The organism is Imperialibacter sp., from assembly GCF_040222815.1.
Lineage (GTDB): Bacteria > Bacteroidota > Bacteroidia > Cytophagales > Cyclobacteriaceae > Imperialibacter.
On sequence record NZ_JAVKCH010000015.1, the window covers coordinates 88,355 to 106,880 of the forward strand.

At 46.6% G+C, this 18,526-nt stretch carries 13 protein-coding genes; 6 read left to right on the plus strand and 7 right to left on the minus strand.

What is annotated here, in order from left to right; translation table 11 throughout:
- Positions 1 to 107: 107 nt before the first annotated feature.
- The 3 genes from RIF36_RS04895 to RIF36_RS04905 all read right to left on the minus strand — a co-directional run bounded on the left by RIF36_RS04895 (position 108) and on the right by RIF36_RS04905 (position 4,517).
- Positions 108 to 1,358, minus strand: coding sequence for a GAF domain-containing sensor histidine kinase (locus RIF36_RS04895; RefSeq protein WP_350121534.1), 1,251 nt, complete (start codon positions 1,356 to 1,358; stop codon positions 108 to 110).
- A 196-nt stretch (positions 1,359 to 1,554) separates the two neighbouring features.
- Complete coding sequence (locus tag RIF36_RS04900) at positions 1,555 to 4,182, minus strand: ABC transporter permease (protein WP_350121537.1); 2,628 nt, start codon at positions 4,180 to 4,182, stop codon at positions 1,555 to 1,557.
- The gene (locus tag RIF36_RS04905; RefSeq protein WP_151998228.1) at positions 4,179 to 4,517 is read right to left on the minus strand and encodes a PadR family transcriptional regulator; all 339 of its coding nucleotides are present in this window, start codon (positions 4,515 to 4,517) and stop codon (positions 4,179 to 4,181) included. Before RIF36_RS04905 ends, RIF36_RS04900 begins: the two co-directional genes overlap by 4 nt.
- Before the next feature lie 359 nt (positions 4,518 to 4,876).
- On the opposite strand from RIF36_RS04905, the gene RIF36_RS04910 reads away from it, so the two are divergent.
- On the plus strand, positions 4,877 to 8,407 hold the full coding sequence (locus RIF36_RS04910) for a DUF2341 domain-containing protein (protein WP_350121539.1): 3,531 nt from the start codon (positions 4,877 to 4,879) through the stop codon (positions 8,405 to 8,407).
- A gap of 580 nt (positions 8,408 to 8,987) precedes the next feature.
- Here the strand turns inward: RIF36_RS04910 and RIF36_RS04915 are convergent.
- The gene (locus tag RIF36_RS04915) at positions 8,988 to 9,998 is read right to left on the minus strand and encodes a cytochrome d ubiquinol oxidase subunit II (protein WP_350121542.1); all 1,011 of its coding nucleotides are present in this window, start codon (positions 9,996 to 9,998) and stop codon (positions 8,988 to 8,990) included.
- Positions 9,991 to 11,307, minus strand: a complete 1,317-nt coding sequence (locus tag RIF36_RS04920; protein ID WP_350121545.1) for a cytochrome ubiquinol oxidase subunit I — start codon at positions 11,305 to 11,307, stop codon at positions 9,991 to 9,993. The genes RIF36_RS04915 and RIF36_RS04920 overlap by 8 nt, the downstream gene beginning before the upstream one ends.
- A gap of 365 nt (positions 11,308 to 11,672) precedes the next feature.
- Between RIF36_RS04920 and RIF36_RS04925 the strand changes: the two genes are divergently transcribed.
- Positions 11,673 to 12,155, plus strand: coding sequence for a VirK family protein (locus RIF36_RS04925; protein WP_151998224.1), 483 nt, complete (start codon positions 11,673 to 11,675; stop codon positions 12,153 to 12,155).
- Here RIF36_RS04925 and RIF36_RS04930 read toward each other — a convergent pair.
- Positions 12,152 to 12,790 (minus strand): 2OG-Fe(II) oxygenase, encoded by a 639-nt coding sequence (locus tag RIF36_RS04930; protein WP_350121548.1) that lies wholly within the window; start codon positions 12,788 to 12,790, stop codon positions 12,152 to 12,154. The genes RIF36_RS04925 and RIF36_RS04930 overlap by 4 nt on opposite strands.
- Positions 12,791 to 13,244: 454 nt before the next feature.
- Between RIF36_RS04930 and RIF36_RS04935 the strand changes: the two genes are divergently transcribed.
- The 3 genes from RIF36_RS04935 to nspC all read left to right on the plus strand — a co-directional run bounded on the left by RIF36_RS04935 (position 13,245) and on the right by nspC (position 16,315).
- Complete coding sequence (locus RIF36_RS04935; RefSeq protein WP_350076230.1) at positions 13,245 to 13,703, plus strand: hypothetical protein; 459 nt, start codon at positions 13,245 to 13,247, stop codon at positions 13,701 to 13,703.
- Positions 13,704 to 13,894: 191 nt separating this feature from the next.
- On the plus strand, positions 13,895 to 15,100 hold the full coding sequence (locus tag RIF36_RS04940) for a saccharopine dehydrogenase family protein (RefSeq protein WP_151998220.1): 1,206 nt from the start codon (positions 13,895 to 13,897) through the stop codon (positions 15,098 to 15,100).
- Between the two features lie 75 nt (positions 15,101 to 15,175).
- Positions 15,176 to 16,315 carry a carboxynorspermidine decarboxylase gene (gene nspC, locus RIF36_RS04945; RefSeq protein WP_350121552.1) on the plus strand — a complete coding sequence of 380 codons (1,140 nt, stop codon included), beginning with the start codon at positions 15,176 to 15,178 and terminating at the stop codon, positions 16,313 to 16,315.
- Here nspC and RIF36_RS04950 read toward each other — a convergent pair.
- Positions 16,307 to 17,692, minus strand: a complete 1,386-nt coding sequence (locus tag RIF36_RS04950) for a M20/M25/M40 family metallo-hydrolase (RefSeq protein ID WP_350121555.1) — start codon at positions 17,690 to 17,692, stop codon at positions 16,307 to 16,309. The two genes, nspC and RIF36_RS04950, sit on opposite strands and share 9 nt — an antisense overlap.
- An 86-nt stretch (positions 17,693 to 17,778) precedes the next feature.
- Between RIF36_RS04950 and RIF36_RS04955 the strand changes: the two genes are divergently transcribed.
- Positions 17,779 to 18,525, plus strand: coding sequence for an LOG family protein (locus tag RIF36_RS04955; RefSeq protein WP_350121557.1), 747 nt, complete (start codon positions 17,779 to 17,781; stop codon positions 18,523 to 18,525).
- The last annotated feature ends 1 nt before the right edge of the window (position 18,526 follow it).

Sequence of the window (18,526 nt, forward strand, 5' to 3'; positions counted from 1 at the left end):
TCGATTGATTTGATCAGGAGTAAAGTAAAGCAGAGTGCATGAGTCGGCACATAACATTTTTATAAGGTGCACTCAGGTCATTTGGGAGGCCATTGGGTTATGTATGGTTATTCCTGTGATGGTTCCATGTTGGTTCCTTTTGCCATTTCAAAAACAACTTTGGTACCCTTGCCCACTTCACTTTCAATGGTGAGTTGGCCATTACACTGACTTGCAAACTGCCTGACAATAAGCAAACCAAGACCTGACCCCTTTTCTCCTGAGGTTCCTGCGGTGGTGCGTCTGTCGTTCCAGTTAAAAAGAGCTCTAATGGCCTCCTGCGACATTCCCTGACCAGTGTCCTCCACAACAATCCTATCCAGGCCTTCACTCTCCTCCAGGGTTACTGAAATAGCGCCTTCGGAAGTAAACTTATTCGCATTTGTAACCAGATTTCTTATCACAAACCTGATGATGTCCCGATCAGCGGTTATAACGGAACCTTTCTTTACTTTATTCAATAAGCTATTCCCCTTCGCAACAGCACTCCCTTTTATTCTGTGAAGTTGTTCCTCGGCGATATCGTGCAGATCAAACTTATCCGAATGTAAAGATGCATCGTTGAGCTGGCTCGTAGCCCAGCTAAGCAGGTTTCCGAGCAAATCGGAGGTGCTTTCCAGGCGCTCATTCAAATCAGCTCCCAGGTTGTCTATCTCTTCTTTAGAAAGTCTGCCATCTACGAAAAGATTGAAAAGCTGCTTCAAGTTCTCAACTGGCCCCTTTAAGTCGTGGCCAATAATCGACAACAGCCTGGTGAGTGTCTTATTGTGGGAGGAAAGCTCTTCTTTTTGTTTGTCAACGGTTTTGAGTGCTTCAGTCAGGTGACGGTTATTCTTCCGAAGCTCGAAATAGGTGACCACCTGCTTAGCCAATATCTTTAGCGCCCGTTGCTGAACCTCGGTAAGGGTGGTCGGCTCGGTTCCAATAACGCACAAAGTTCCGAGGCTATATCCCTTTGCCGACTTGAGAGGAACACCGGCGTAGAACCTTATGTGAGGGGCCCCTTCCACAAGCGGGTTGTCGTGAAACCGCTCGTCTTGTTTGGCATCCGGCACCATCATTAGATCATCGCCATGGATGGCATGAGCGCAGAAAGCGAAATCCCGCTCTCCTTCTCTGCCGTCAATTCCCTTTCTGGCTTTGTGCCATTGCCTTTTCTCGTCAATCAAGGTAATTGTTGAGATGGGCTTATTGCAGATTTCGGAAGCTAACTGCACAATTTCATCGAGCTCCTCTTCTTCAGGTGTGTCTAAAATGTTGTAGGAAAGTAAATCGGCCAAACGAGCCTTCTCATCCTTCGAAATCGGGGGTGTTACCATTTTTTATTTATTACTCGATAAATACTTAACAGGTTAACGGCGGTAACATGTCACTACAACATACGAAAGCCTGGTATAGTTTGGATTTAAAATACACAATAGGAAGCAAACAGCAAGATGCGACGCCTGCTCTCTTTAATGGCCACAAAACAAAAAAGGGGCTGGTTGGCCCCTTTTTATTCAATTTTGAGAAAGCTTATTCTTGTTTCAGTGCGTTAACAGGGTTGCCAGTAGCTGTTTTCAGCGACTGATAAATAACCGTGAGCCAGGCTAACAGCGTAACGGATAAAACAGGTATAAGAAACACTAAAACGCCCAATTCCATTCGGTAGGCAAACTCTTGCAGCCATTGCTCCATCACATAGAACGCAAAAGGCACGGCTATCGCAGAGCCTAAGAGAATCAGCTTCGTGAAGTCAGACAACACCAGCGTGGTAATGGAAAATACGCTGGCCCCCAGCACCTTCCTGATAGCAATCTCCTTGAACCTTTTCTCAAGCGTGTAAGCCGCCATGGCAAACAGTCCCAAACAAGCGATAAGAATAGCCAGGGCCGAGAAAACAGTAAATATCTTTCCAAACTTGGCCTCCGACTCGTAGAGCTTCGCAAAGGCCTGATCCACGAAGTCGTAGTCGAACGGCTCCTCGGGGGCAGTGGTGCCCCAAAGCTCATTCACGTAGTTGACAGTCTCCTGGTAGTTGCCATTAACCCTCGCCAGGTAAAAGGCAGAGCCCCAGTTGGTCTTGTGAATTTCAGGGTCGTACCTGATCGCCAGGCCTCCTATTTTTCTTTTAAGAGAGGAGAAATTAAAGTCCTTCACCACACCAATTACCGTCCATACCCCCTCCGATCTTTCCAGCCGCTGACCGATCGGGTCGTCCCAGCCCAGTTCTCTTACCGCAGCCTCATTCAGCACAATAGAGGCAGTGTCGCTCGCCAGCTCTTTTGAAAAGAACCTGCCCTGAGCCAGCTCCACTCCCATGGTTTCCAAATAGTAGCTATCAGCAAACATCGTGTAAAGACTATAGTTGTCCTTCACATCGCCCACGGTGCTATAACCCCAGTCGCCAATAAACTGTGATGGGTAGGTAGTGCTTGTAGCCACGCTCTCGATGTTTGGACTTTCAAGGAGCTTCGATCTGAAAAACGGGCCGCTGTCTTTTAATGCTGACCCGGCCTTGATCACCATTGTGTTGCTCGAATTGAAGCCCAATTTCTGATTGGTCATATGGTTGATCTGCTGGTACACAATTGCGGTGGCAATCACCAGAAAAATGGATATCGCAAACTGGAAACTCACTAAGGCCTTTCTCAAAAACGACCCGGATTTACCCGCCTTGAGCTCCCCTTTCAATGCAGCCACTGGCTTAAATGAAGAAAGGTACAATGCAGGATAGCTGCCCGCAATGATGCCAACGGCAGTAAGTAGTAGCGTCAACCATAGCATATTTTCAACGGTGATAAGATCTGTTGACAGGAACAGCTTTCCCGAAAGGTCGTTGAAATACGGCAGCACCACGAGCGATAGCAAAATAGCCAAACCGAGCGAAAAAATGCTGATGAGAAACGACTCTACCATGAACTGCCGGATCAACTCACCCCTCACCGATCCAAGTACCTTTCGTATGCCCACTTCCTTCGACCTGCTGCCCGATCGGGCCGTACTCAGGTTGATAAAATTGATGCAGGCGATAAGTAAAATAAAGAAGGCTACCGCCGAAAAAATATAAACGTTGTCCATGGAGCCAGCGCTTTCGGCCAGCGTTAACCTGGGATAGTTCAGGTGGATTCTTTGGATGGGCACCAATGTAAATCTATAGGAATCATCTGATGCGAGATAGTCATCAAAGTTCTCAAAGTGGTAGGTTTCCATCAGGTCTTTAGCCATATGCTTGCGCATAAAATCAAGCATCTTAGCCTCAAAGGCCTCTTCCGAAGCACCTTCCACCAACTTTACATATGTAAAAAAATTGTTGCCAGTCCACCAGCCGGTAGTGGCCCAATACTCATGGGGCATTGCCACCAGGTATTTAAACGGCATGTGGCTATTGATCGGCGGATCTTCCACCACGGCCGTAACTTTCACTGCGTCACCTGACGACTTAATGATCTTACCAACAGCACTTTCGTTTGGAAAATACTTCTCAGCTACACTTTTCGTCAACACGACTGTGTTGGGTTCGGAGAGTGCTCCCTGCGGCGTTCCCTCAATGAACTTGACATCAAACACATCAAACACTGTGGAGTCGGCCAGACTGCCTCCCGGCTCCGAGAAGACATTATCCCCAATCGCAAACGAAAAATCATAAAGACCATTGAGCCTCGTGTATGACTCTACCTCTGGATAGTCGCTTTTCAGCAATGCACCCAGCCGTGTGGGTGTGTAAGGCCCACGATCATTGATCGCAATTCTGTAAATACGGTCACCGTCCTTCCAAAACCTATCATAGCTCAGGTCGTGCTTGATGTAAATGATGATAAGCAAGCAACATGCTATGCCAACCGAAAGGCCCATTATATTGATGGAGGAGTAAAACTTTTGTCTCCAAAGGCTCCGCAGTGAGATTTTAAAGTAGTTTTTCCACATGTCGAATTGATTTAGTCGTTTTGAGTTTTCCAGTCCTTTTATGTATTTCCACCTGAAGAACCTTAGCACATCCCAGGCAAACCCTCTTCTTGCAACTTTCTCGCCTGCGCTTTGGCAACGCAAGTCAAAAAGCTCGTAGAGGTCACCTTCGATAGCTTCCAGGTAGCTTGGCTTACAGTACCAATGCAGTAATTTCAAGGCCCAGCCGGGTGGCTCCGGTAAGTGCTGTTTGGTCATACAAAATTTAAATCCAACGTCACCTTCGGAATCTGATCATAGAGCGTGTTGCGCATTTCCTTCACGTCCGAAAGCGCTTTTGCGCCACTTGCCGTTACAGAAAAAAGCCTTTTTCTCCGCCCCCCTCTTTCATTCGTCGCACCCCCCAGGTATGATTTCAGGTACCCCTTTTGCTCAAGCCTGTCGAGTGCCGAATGCACTGCACTAATATTGATCTGCCTTCCGGTTTGAGCTTCTATTTCCTGTAATACACTGATCCCATAAGCGTTGTCATGCAGCACCGCCGTTATCAGCAATACAAGCTCTTCAAATTCGCCGAGGTTGATTCTTTGCATACTTATTGATATTCAGAGTTGTCTGCAAATTATTTGATTTACTAACATGAAAGTAATAGCTATGTTTCACAATTGTAAACTAAATAGACTGATATAAAATAAAAGGGTTGCACTAAGCCATAAGCAATGCTACAAGATGACTGATGGTTAAGTTTTACGTAGGGAAATTAAAAAGAAGGTCGTCAAATCAATTTAAGTAGTCGGCGGTAAGGTTTATTATTAGCGGCTAAAATTTGAAGTCTACGGTCAAAAAGGTTACTTTCAAAGTTAAAGTTGTATTCAATTGTGAATTGTTTACAGAAAAAGTGCCAGCAATGATGTTGTTTCAATTTTTGGTACATACCTAATTTATACCTCGAGTGTCTTATATCTGTAGAGCTTTTTTTATTTTTTTCTTGCTTGCGTTTTCAACAGAAGTCTTTTCCCAGACTGAAGGGTTTGGCTATGGCAAGCGAATTACTATCGATGCATCTGAAGTAATGGGTGCAAGCCCATTAACTGACTTCCCCGTCATGATCAGGTTCATGGGAGCCACCGCCGATTTGGATTTAAGATCGGTAGGCAACGGAGGACACGTTGAAGATGCTACTGGCTACGACATTATTTTTGGTGCTGACCAGGCAGGTGCAACCCTGCTGGATCACCAAATTGAGTCGTATAATCCTGCGACAGGCGAATATGTGGCCTGGGTAAGAATCCCCACGCTGAGCAATACAGTTAATACAGATATCTACATGTTCTATGGAAATTGTTCAGTGTCAGCAGACCCCTCTGTTACCAGTGTATGGAACTCAGATTTTGACGCTGTCTATTTTCTCAACGACGACTTCAGTGATGCTACTGGCGGAACTGCGGGAACAAATACAGGAAGCACCGACACATCGCCAGCTTTAATTGCTGACGGGCAGAACTTTGGGAAAAATGACTATGTGCAAATCCCTTCAGCTTCTATTTCTACAACCAGCGGTACGGTGTCAATTTGGGCCCGCACTCCTGACTTTCTCGGAAACGAAAAATACCTGTTTGGCCACACCTCAAACCCAAACGGTTTTGCAGACCGGATTCAACTATACTCCGACGACAACGCTGGAGGCCTGGATCTGGGTTTGGGAAACAATCACAGTCTTGAGCAGGGGATTGTCACTTTAGCGGTCGATGTATGGAATTATGTAGCCCTTACCTGGAATGGCACCACATGTTCTGTGTATGTTAATGGTCAATTGGAGCACACCGAGGCATATGGTGGATTAGGTACACTGGAAAGCTACCTTGACATTGGCAACGATGGTAGAGCAAATGCAGCCCGGAACGAGGGTTGGAATGGCGACCTGGATCACGCCCGGCTGTCGAATGAGGTATTCAGCGCTAGCTGGATCGAAACTGAGTACAACAATCAACGTGAAAACGCAACATTTTACAGCACTAGTGGGGAGTTCAATGCGTCACGCACATTCTATTCTTTTGCTTCCGGAGCATGGGAATCCAATTCCAGCTGGTCGTTTACTCCCGATGGATCAAGCGGTGCTGTGGGAGCGGGCGTGTTTCCGAAAAGAACCGACAACGCTGTTATCCAAAATGGCCACACTATTACTATTGACAATGTTGACGACAATGGTGGGTGTTCTCAATCCCCTGCCAACCTGGCCAGAGCCAATGTAGGTGCATTTACCGGCTCTACCGATCAAATGTTTTACCACACGGGAGATATTGTCGTTGCCAACGGAGGAACGCTCACCTCAAGTGAAGAGGTAATGGTTGAAGGCTATACACTGGTTGAAAACGGGGGCACTTTAACAGTAACAGAAGATATCGTTAACCTGGGTTACTTCGAACTAGCTGCAACTGCTAATTTCACCAATACAGACGACTTGATCCTCTCCGGAAATAGTGTTACCATCATCGATAATACTTCCTTTGGTGCAGATGATATTTATATCGACTGGACAGATGCTACACTTTGTGGCAGCGGTATCGTAAACCTTGGCAACGGGGGTGCTGACCCCACCATTCAATTCTTTAATGGTGGGAGTCTCGATCAGGTATGTGCCGATTTTAGTTTCACATGCTCCAGTAATTGCGGTGCCTTCCCTGTTACACCAACGGGAAGTTTTATCACGGGAAATGCCGGGCCTGGTGGAGTTGGCAATCAAAACAATAACCAATTGTGGCTCAGAGCAAATGATTTGAGCCTGTCTGATGGTGTGGCGGTCACAAGTTGGCCGGATGTGTCGGGAAACGGCCTGACCGCAGTGTCAAGCGGTGTGGGAACAGAGGAACCGACATTTAATGCCAATGCAGTAAACACCTCGCTCCCATCGGTAAGTTTCGATGGAGGAGACTTTTTGAACCTTGGCACCCCAGCCGGCCTCAACTTAATTCCCGGTACGGATAGCTGGTCTTTTTTTATTGTGTATAATGTTGCCGGAGCAACTCCCCAGGGAACGTTTTTCTCAAAAGCAACCTCCACAGGAGGGACAAGACAGTACCAGTATACTATTGATGACGACACCGGTACGTCACGCTTCTCTTCGTTCATCGGTGGCAACCTGGCGGTCGGGTCAGTAGTGGCCACAAATGACTGGTTTGTAAGCTCGCACACCAACAACACTGCAACACGAGACTCCTGGACAAATGAGGGTGCGGATTTTGTTGGAGTTGGTATTGGAACAGGGCAGGTGCCAACGGCAGAAGTGCTAATAGGTGCGAGAAGAGATGCCGGGCCAACAACAGGCAGCGGATTCCACCTGACCGGAGACATTGCCGAAATAGCTATGTACGACGGCGAGGTAAATACTGCACAAAGAATAATTATCGACAATTACTTATCTGCAAAATATGATATTGATATTTCTGCTTCCGGAAATGATGTATACACCATGGATGATCCGGGAAATGGAGACTACGACTTTGAGGTAGCCGGCATTGGAAGGGCAGCCGACGGTTCAGTACACACAGATGCCCGTGGATCAGGCATACTTCGTGTGTGGAACCCCAGTGACCTGGATGACGGAGAATTCATGTTTTGGGGCCACGATAATGCCTCCATTAGCTCAACAACCAAAGCAGTTGGCACTGACGTTGACGGAACCGTTATCGAAGAAAAGCTGTCAAGAAACTGGATAGTGGCTAAAACAGGTGACGTAGGTACCGTTTCCATCTCCTTCGACTTCAGCGGAGTAGGCGGAAGTCCGCTCGGCTCTAATTTAAGATTACTTGTTGACAGAGACGGGGATTTTTCTACAAATGACGTAACACCGCTGGCGGGAACCGTCTCTAATAAAATCGCCGTTTTTTCCGGAGTGTCGCTTCAAGATGGGGACAGGTTCAGCTTAGGCAACACCGATGTTTCGGTGCCGCTGCCCGTTGAGTTGCTAAGCTTTTCCGCAACAGCTGCAAATAGCCAGGTTACTTTAGAGTGGGCCACCGGATCGGAGCTAAATAATGACTTCTTTTCGGTCGAAAGCTCAATTGATGCCCAAATTTGGCAGGAAATCCTTCAGGTAAAAGGAGTTGGCACTACTTCCGAAAAGCAAACCTACCGGGCTGTTGATCATCAACCCTACCCGGGAAAATCGTTTTATAGATTAAAGCAAACTGACTTTGACGGCACAATTTCATACTCCGACGTTGAAAAGGTTGACTTTACGCTATCCAGCGACCTGACAATCTACCCCAATCCCTCAGGCAACCGGTTCAAGTTAAGGGGTTCAAATAGCTTCAATCCGTCGCATGTGAAAATTTACAACACCGCCGGACAGGAGATAAATCCAAAGATAACTGTTGCTTCGGGTGAGCTCATGATTGACCTGGTTTCGTATCCTTCAGGGGTATACATCCTGCACTTCCCTATAAATGGCTCTCTACAGTCCTTCAGGCTGGTTAAGTTATGAACACCCGTCGGGCACTACCGAAAACTTTATTAATTGTCGTATTTCGCCAGATGTGGCTGTGTCTCTGATAAATAGGTTGTGGCTGCCTCTGTAATTTCTCCCAACTCGGCGGAGCTCACCACAACAGGTTCAACTGCAACGCCGGACTCAAAACGAGAATAATTGATCACATCAACCGGCGGCATCAGGCAACTATAAAGCCTGAACATCAAACTCTGGCGGCCCCGGCAAGCAATTTTTATAAGATTTCGAAGAATAGTTATATAACCAACTTTTCAAACGATTGCTTTGATAAAATTTCAGAAAAAGAGTTGTGAAAATGAAAAAATCTCAGTTACATTGGAGCAAATAAAAAGCACCTTGGGCCAAAAGCCGAAGGTGCTCAGAACACATACCTACTTAAACTACACTCTTTATTAATGAGAGGATTCTACTATCAGGGGCAAAGTTAGCCCCTTTTTTTTATGTGCAGAATCAAGAGCTCATTAGCATATTGTTAATTTCTTGATTTCTCCTGTTTCAATACAGACGTAAATTTATTGAAAAAAGTTTAACGGAATGCCTGATTTGTTGAAAAAAATTACCGCAAACCTTTGCGATACTTAAAAACCCATATCAAATAAGCCAATGCTGGTAATATTAGCACAACACCAACAGCCAACATCGTGCCTAAAATTGATATCACCAGCTCCGGAGCTGCCGCTGCCTCAAGAGTTATCACTGTCCCATCAATAAAAACAATCAGGTTAGGGTACTGAAGTGCCAGCCAGCCCAGCACAATTAAGCTTCCCTGTAGTCCCGCCAGCAGTCTCGAAAGCTGATCCCACTTCTTCCTCAACGTAACAGCCAGTACCAAGAGGCCTACCGTGGCAAGAATGACACTGACAAGACCAAAAGGGTGGGAAAAGAATAATCGGGGAAAGTCAATTTTTTCAACCAGCCCTGCCACAAACACTAGTCCCCCCGTTACTACTACCAAAATATTGGTTAGCAAAGCATTCTTACGAAAAAGCTCTTTGGTGCTCCGGTCCTCGATTTCAGGTATTAGAAATGTAGCGGCCAAAAAAGCAAAGAGTGATGAAGTAAAAATCCCAACTGCGACTGTGAACCAGTTGAGCCATGGTGCCACGAACGCCTGATGGAAGTTGTCAACCTCAACGGGCATTCTGCCCAGCACTATGGCGCCAGCAATAATCCCCAGAAAAAACGGCGTGATCAGGCTTGACCAGGCAAACATCCTGGAATAAACCTTTTGAGAGCTGCCCTGAACTGCATCATAATGCCGGAACACAAAGGCCGTTCCTCTGACAATGATGCCAACCAGCATCAACAAAAGCGGGATATGCAGGTAGATGGAAATGACTTTGAAGGCGGAAGGAAAGCCATTGAATAAAATAACGATGACAATAATGAGCCACACATGATTAGCCTCCCACACCGGCCCAATGGCCTGGTAAGTGGTGGCTTTCAGTTCATCAAACTTTTCTTTCGGCGAGAACAGTTCCAGAATGCCTGCACCAAAATCAGCACCGCCCAGCAGAACATAAAGTAAAAGCGAAATAACCAGTACCAGCACAACCCACTCAAACATGAGCTACCTCCTTTTCCGCGTTGAACACGGTGATTTGCCGCCCCATTAACCAAAAGACTAAAATGGCCAGTACCAAATAAATACATGTGGTCACATAAAATGAGTATGCTATCCCTGGCATAGGTGTTACGGCATCTGCTGTTTTCATAATGCCATAAATAATCCACGGCTGCCTTCCTACCTCAGTCACCACCCAACCAGCCTCCACAGCCAAAAAGCCTAATGGAGTGGCGAAAGCCAACAGCTTGAGAAACCAGGAGCTTTGAACCAGCAGCGGTTTCTTCCATTGGCCGAAAAGAAAAATCACCCCAATTAACATGAGCAACACCCCTATCGCTATCATAGTCTGAAACGCAAAATGCACTATGGCTATAGGCGGCCATTCGTCTCTTGGAAATGCATCAAGCCCTTTTACTTCAGCCATCGGATCAGTGAATGCCAGTATGCTCAGCAGGTAAGGAATCTTGATCGCATAGTTCACTTCTCCTTTTTCTTCATCGGGAATCCCTCCAATCACAAATGAAGCACCTATCTCCGTTTCAAAATGGCTCTCCATTGCTGCCAGCTTCAGCGGCTGCCTGTGTGCCACATCATCCGCTGAAAGATGGCCGCTAAACGGCTGCAAAAAAGCGGCCACCGCTCCGAATGCGAGTGCTATTTTGAGTGCCCGGAGGTGGAGCAATTTGCTTCTGTCTTTTAAATATTGCCAGGCATGCACCCCAGCCACGCCAAATCCCGTGGCCACAAAAGCCGCCAACGTCATATGCAAAGCCTGAGTGAACCAGGCCTCGTTTAGCATAGCAGCTATAGGGTCCACGTTCAACGCCTGCCCGTTTACCCAGTCGAAACCTGACGGGCTATTCATCCAGCCATTGGCCGCTACCACCAGAATGCCAGATGCCACCCCGGAAATGCCAACGAATACCCCCGAGGTAAAGTGCACCCAGGGCTTTAGCACCTTTTCACCATATAGAAACAGGCCAAGTGCTACCGCCTCCAGAAAGAACGCTGCTCCTTCCAGCGAAAAAGGCATGCCAATGATCGGCCCGGCGTGTTCCATAAATCCCGGCCAAAGCAGCCCCAGCTCGAAACTGAGCACAGTACCCGACACTGCCCCTACCGCAAAAAAGATAGCCACACCTCGAGCCCAGGCCTTCATTAATCGGTGGTAGTCCTCCTGACCTGTCTTGAGCCACTTGTAGTTGGCAAATGCCATGAGAAAAGGCATGACCATTCCAATACAGGAGAATATGATGTGAAAACCCAGTGACACTGCCATTTGTGAGCGGGCAGCCAAAAGATCGGTCATAAAATAGGAGATTTAGCTAATTCGAAGAACGTAATTGTCGAGCAAGGGATTCCCTTAATTTCCTATTTTTCAGAATTTTTACAACCCCTTGAACTAACCAGCCGCACCGATCACGTGTACTCAGTCGAGCGCAACTGCAATGACTCTATTTAAATAAGCTGATCATCGTCAAGTACTTTCCGGCATCTTCCGCACGTTGTCTTCATCACGCTGTAAGTGGCATTTCACTTCTCATGTTTCTATTGTGGCTGTGGACTGACATTTTTCTCCTCGTCCGCAAAAGGCAGCGTTAAACGACAACCAGCTTCCTGTGTATATCTGAAAAGTGTAATTAATAGTTTAATTTACATTCAAATTCTCCATCTATGAAAAGGCTGCTGTTTATCACCCTGGTATTTTTTACATCTGTTGCTCCCGCATTTGCTCAAAATAGTCCTTTGCTAACCTTTGAAGAGCTTTTGGAAACCTTTAAGAGAGGATATGACGTGAAAGGCACTTTCTACTATGCCAAATGCGACTTTTATGTGGATGAAAAGAAAGTCGAAAATGCACCCGACATAGTGGGAGGAATGAACATAGACTTTTTTGAGTACTTCGGCAGGAATGCTGCGAGGAATAGCAAAGCGTTCATCACTTTTTCTGAGAACAAAATGATTGACAATCCAGTTGGCAGCGGCTATTTATACAACTACTTGAAGGTTAGAATTTATGAAGATGGAAATGTTTCCATCGATGTCAGGCATGTAGATCCACGAACGCTCGAAAACAAAAAACAGGAACGATTTGAAACAAAGCTCTATGACGGAAACTTAAAAACAGCCGGCGCCTATTTTTTCGTCTCTCACTAAAACGGCACATCGAGTAGCTGATCACGCAGCCATCCGGTCAGGCTTTTTCTTTCTTTTGCTGTGGGCAATACTTCGTGTTCCAGTAAATCACTTCTGAAACAAACCATTCTGCCTGCCACTGGCAGCACGTCTATTGCCTGCTCATCGGCTCCGACAGGTTTGTACATCCGCAATTGTCCGCCGTCCGCCTCACTCCAATCGAAGTTTAGATAACAAATGACGCTCAGCTTCCGGTGGTCGTCCTGCTTGAACTGATCCAAATGCCGTTTGTAAAAAGTGCCAACGGGGTAAAGCGTGTAATGAAACTCAAAATCTTTCAGACTTAGAAAACACGTTCTGTTGATAAACCGCATCAGCTCCCGCATCCTATCCAAATACACCTGGGTGGGGTCCTTCGCTTTCTCAGGCTCTATCCACCTGATCAAGTCTCCCCGCTGCGATCTGTCAACCTGATGATTTTCAGCCTGCCCTATGCCAGCTCTCTTTAAATCACCAGCTTCCTGATAGTCATCCAAAACGCTCAAGATGTCCTTTACCTCCTCATCGCTGAGAAAGGACTCGATGATGCCGTATCCATTTTCAGAAAGATCATCGGCAAGTTGATTGAAGCGGGTCTCGATGTTTTGTGTCGTCATGTTAAAATCAGGTGCGCAAAAGTAACTCAATAAGCAATAATTCCGCAATCCGGCCCTCTACGGCTTGCGTATTATTTGAAAGTTTCTGGTTCAGGTAATAAAAGGTGGAAATAAATGAGCAAAAACAAATCATATCCCTCGTTTGAAGCAGCTGAAGCAGTTTTATGCGCTCCATGGGGTCACAAATGATGTAATGTTTTCAGTGTAAAGTTGTCGTTTTCGCAAAATCCTGAATACTGGTTTTCAATGCCACATGCATTTTTGTGCTTCGAAATGAGCGGATTTTAAAAATGGAAATCCGCCTGGTACATTTGATCATGGTTAACGAAAAAAACTATCTGGTCATCAACGAATCGCAGCCCAAAAATGGCTCCCTGGTGATGACATTGTTTAAGAGCTTTCTACACCATTGCATTTTCACGACTACAATAAATAACATTATAACACAACCGCTATGAAAAAAGTACTGATAATCATTTGCCTTGTTGCCTTCAATGGCATTCTTATGGCCCAAAGCACTGTAAGTGACCACTCGAAGGTTGATGCTCTTTTCGAAAAAAGAACTGCCCTTTTGGAAAACGGCGAAAGCACAAGAGTGATAGACCATGAGCTAGCCAAACTTGGTGTACGTTTCCCTGCCAAATTGAATGTGAGCTACTCTGGCGACAAAGTCAATATAGCCTTCCCCTTGCTTGAAAACTCCAATGCTGCCTACATGGAGCAAAAGATTGTGCGGATAAAAGCAAAAATGCCAGAACTGGAAGTACTGGGGATAGAGGCTTCCTACTGTTTTGCCACATTCAAGAAAGATGCTTCAGAAAAACAATTAACAGAGCTTTTGTCGGAATTTCTTTACGACGGATACTATGTGAGCGCCCACTCAAGAGTTCAGGTTGGCGTTTTGATGGACTAATTGACAATTATAACTACCAGCTATGGAAACCGGGGTTTACGCTCCGGTTTTTCTTGTTTATACCCCACACTTTCTTCCTCCTTTCTCCGGCAAAATTGCCACGAGTCAGAATATTGATCGCAGCGTTTTTAATACATTTCCGCATGTGCTACTTTTGCAGTTCAAGCAATTAACCTGTAATAAGATATAAGATGGGAAAAGTACTCATTATTGGTGCCGGCGGAGTCGGTCGAGTGGTGGCTTACAAATGCGCCAAAAATTCAAGTGTGTTTACTGAAATCATGCTCGCCAGCAGAACCAAGTCCAAGTGTGATGACATTGCCGCTGACATAAAAAAAGACGTGGGTATAAGCATACAAACTGCTAAAGTAGATGCCGACGTGGTGCCTGAGCTGGTGAAGCTAATCAATAGTTTCGGCCCTGATATTGTCATCAATGTGGCGCTTCCTTATCAGGATCTTACTATCATGGATGCTTGTTTGGAAACCAAAGTAAACTACCTCGACACAGCAAACTACGAGCCTAAGGAAGAAGCCAAGTTTGAGTATAGCTGGCAATGGGCGTATCAGGAAAAATTCAAAGCTGCCGGGCTAACAGCTGTACTAGGTTGTGGGTTCGATCCTGGCGCTACAGGTGTTTTCACTTCCTACGCCGCCAAGCATTATTTTGATGAAATTCACTACCTCGATATTGTTGATTGTAACGCCGGAGACCACGGAAAGGCTTTTGCAACCAACTTCAATCCTGAAATAAACATTCGGGAAGTAACGCAGGAAGGAAAGTTCTTTGAAGATGGCAAGTGGAAAATAACAAAACCGCATGAAATAGGGAAGGATATCAACTATCCGAACATCGGGCCGATGAAGTCTTACCTGATTTACCATGAGGAGCTCGAGTCGCTGGTGAAAAACTTTCCCACGATGAAAAGAGCCCGCTTCTGGATGACCTTCAGCGACAACTACCTGACTCACCTCAGAGTGATTCTGAACATAGGCATGGGCAGCATTGAGCCAATCAACTACAACGGAATGGAAATCGTGCCCCTTCAGTTTTTAAAAGCCGTATTGCCTGATCCTGGGGATCTTGGAGAAAACTACAAAGGCGAGACATCTATTGGTTGCAGGGTGCGTGGCATAAAAAATGGTGCTGAGAAGACCTATTACGTGTACAATAACTGCAAACACCCCGATGCCTACCGTGAAACCAAGGCACAGGGCGTTTCCTTCACCACCGGCGTACCGGCTATGATTGGAGCCAAGCTTGTGCTTGAAGGCAAGTGGGGCGGCGCTGGTGTGTTCAACGTGGAGCAGTTCAACCCTGATCCCTTCATGGAAGAAATGAACAAGCAGGGCTTACCATGGCATGAGCTGCATGATGTGGATCTTGAAATGGACTAAGCTTTAGCTTTATTAAAAGATAAAAGGGGCAAGGCACAAGGCTTGCCCTTTACTGTTTTACACGACCAAGTGACCATGATTGACTACTCAAAAATACCTTCACCCTGCTATCTGCTGGAAGAGTCGCTGCTCCGCAGAAACCTTGAGCTAATGAACGACGTGCAGGAGCGGGCCGGTATCAGCATCATTCTGGCCTTCAAAGGCTTTGCCATGTGGAGCGCTTTTCCTTTGGTAAGGCAATACTTGAAAGGAGCCACTGCAAGTTCGCTCTCTGAGGCCAGGCTTTGCTTTGAGGAGATGAAGACAAAGTCGCACACATATGCTGTAGCCTACCGTGATCAGGAATTTGACGAAATCATGAAGATGAGTAGTCACATTACTTTCAATTCGCTGAGCCAGTATGAACGATTCAAAGACAAAGTTGTAGCCTATCCTGAAAAGATTTCATGCGGGATTCGGGTCAACCCAGAGTACTCAGAGGTAACAACCGATTTGTACAATCCGTCGTCGCCTACTTCCCGCCTGGGCATGACCGCTGCGCACTTTGGCGACAAGCTGCCAGAAGGCATTGAGGGGCTACATTTCCATGTCTTGTGCGAATCCACCTCGTTCACGCTTGAAAATACACTTACGGCATTCGAAGAGAAGTTTGGTCACCTGATTCCCCAGGTAAAATGGGTGAATATGGGGGGCGGGCACCTGATGACCAAAAAAGGATATGATACTGCCCACCTCGTTTCTATTCTGAAAGCCTTCAGAGAAAAATGGGGAGTAGAAGTCATCCTGGAGCCTGGCAGTGCCGTGGCCTGGGAAACCGGCGACCTGGTATCTACTGTTCTCGATGTAGTAGAAAACTCCGGTGTAAAAACAGCCATCCTGGACGCTTCTTTTACCTGCCACATGCCCGATTGCCTGGAAATGCCCTACAAGCCAAGAATCAGAGGAGCCAAAATGGATCCGGAAAAAGGCAAACCCACCTACCGCATGGGAGGCATGAGCTGCCTGGCCGGCGATTATATGAGCGAATACTCTTTCGAAAAAGAACTAGCGCCTGGCGATCTGATCGTTTTCGAGGACATGATCCACTACACGATGGTGAAAACTACCACCTTTAATGGTGTGCCCCACCCGTCTATTGGTATTTGGAAAGAAGATAATTCGTTCCAACTCGTAAGAGAGTTTGGTTATGAGGACTACAAGAATCGTCTATCTTGATTCAATCCTCATTTCGTCATTAATACCCACTTCAGCCAACACAATCAGCAGCGCTCTTTTGATTCCCAGCACGCCGTCCTTGTTGATGAAATATTCATCAAGGGAGTGAGCGTTTCTACCCATGCCTCCGCCGCCAATCGTGATGGCGGGTATTCCTTTTGAAATCGGAATATTGGAATCGGTGCTGCCTCTCCTTAAGGTCGGCCTGCCGCCTACAAACTGTGTGGCAGCTATACCCCTTTGGACGATGGCCATGCTTTCGGGGTGCTCTCCAGAAGGGCGGTCGCCGATCATCTCGATTTTGACTGTCAAATCGGGCCCATGCCTTTTGAGTTTATTCTGATCTGCCAATGCCTTGCGAACCGCCTGCTGCAGAATGGTATCTACCTTAACAAGGCTTTCAGGGCTCTCGGAACGCATGTCCACCTCCATGATGGATTCAAATGGAATAGAATTGACCGACGTGCCACCCGAGATAACGCCTACGTTGTAGTTTGTCTTTGGCCCACCACGGGTAAACTTGTCAGCTTCATCCGTAAAATAGGTAATGGCTCTACCCAGTGCATGGTGAGGATTGCCCAAACCAAAGGCACCCCACGAATGTCCTCCGGGGCCCTCAAATGTAATCCGGTACCGGTGCGACCCAAGGGCCTGGTTAGTAACCGATTCATGGCCACTGCCGTCCACAGAGATAAAGGCGTCAATCTTAGGCCCGTTAGGCCCAAAAAGATACTTGGCTCCACGCAAATCGCCCTGCCCCTCTTCTCCTACATTGCCAATAAACAAAATATCATTTTCTGGCTGAATGCCTGCTTTTCGAATGGCCTTCATAATGGTGATAAGGATGGCTAGCCCCCTGGTGTCATCCGAAATACCCGGAGCCTTTAGTGTATCGCCCGATTGCTGCACCCGGGTATCGGTGCCTTCCGGGAAAACCGTGTCGAGGTGAGCACAAAACGCCAGCACCTTCCCTCTTTTTGTTCCTTTTACCAAGCCGAATGCATTCCACACTTCATCCTGCCAAACTGAATCGGCACCCGCTTCTTTCAGCAGCGACAAATATTTATCGCTTCGGTTCTTTTCTTTGTAAGGAGGCGCTTCAATCTCGGTAAGAGTGATAAGTGTTTTGATGGTTTGCTCGTCATAGTCTTCAATGAACTGGAAGGCCTCTTTTACCTGCGGGTGGGCCGACAGTGCATCGATTTCGGCTTTGAATGTATCTTCAAGTTTCGGAGCTGTCATGGCTACTGGTGCTCTGCCAGCGGCTGTGCTGTCTTGCTTATTTTCGCTGGTATCCGTTGTTTTGTCGCCGCAACCGGCCAGCAAGGCAAGTGAAAAAGCAGAAAATATAAGTCTGGAGGGAAATTTTATAGTCATATTCACGGTTGAGTGTATGGGCTAATGACGGAGAATTTAAAAATAGAGCCAATACAATTGTGATTGAAGGCGATTTTATTTGATCAATGATGGAGAACAACACCGATACTAATAACCATAACGAAAAGAAGTTTTTAGAGGGGCCCGGTACCCGATGGCGGGAATTTAAGTATATCGTAAAAGTGGCACTTGAGTTTATTCGTGGATTCAGGGCGTTGCACTTTACAGGGCCATGCATCACAGTTTTTGGCTCTGCCAGGTTTGAGGAGGATCACCCCGCCTACAAGGCCGCACAGGAGCTCGGCCAGCAATTGGCCCTGGCAGGATTTACGGTGATGACGGGAGGTGGCCCGGGCATTATGGAGGCCGCACCCAGGGGCGCTAAAGAAGTTGGTGGTAAAACGATTGGCTGCAATATTGTGCTCCCACACGAGCAGCACGCCAATCCGTACCTGGACATTGTAGTCAACTTCAACTACTTCTTTGTGCGAAAGGTGCTTTTGCTAAAGTACTCCTACGGGTTTGTGGTGATGCCGGGCGGTGCAGGCACCATGGATGAGCTTTTTGAAACGTTGACGCTGATACAAACTGGAAAAATTAAGGGATTTCCGCTGGTGTTGTTTGGCAAAGACTATTGGAGCCACCTGGTTAGCCAGTTGGATCACATGGTGAAGGAAAAGACCGTATCACCCGAAGACCTGGATTTGTTCCTGGTGACTGATTCAGTGGAGGAAGCCGTTGAATATATCGAAAAAGTGTCGATAAAGAAGTTTGGACTCAAGCGGGTCATGCTCAAGCCCAGTTGGGTATTTGGAGAAAAGGTAAGTTCATAGC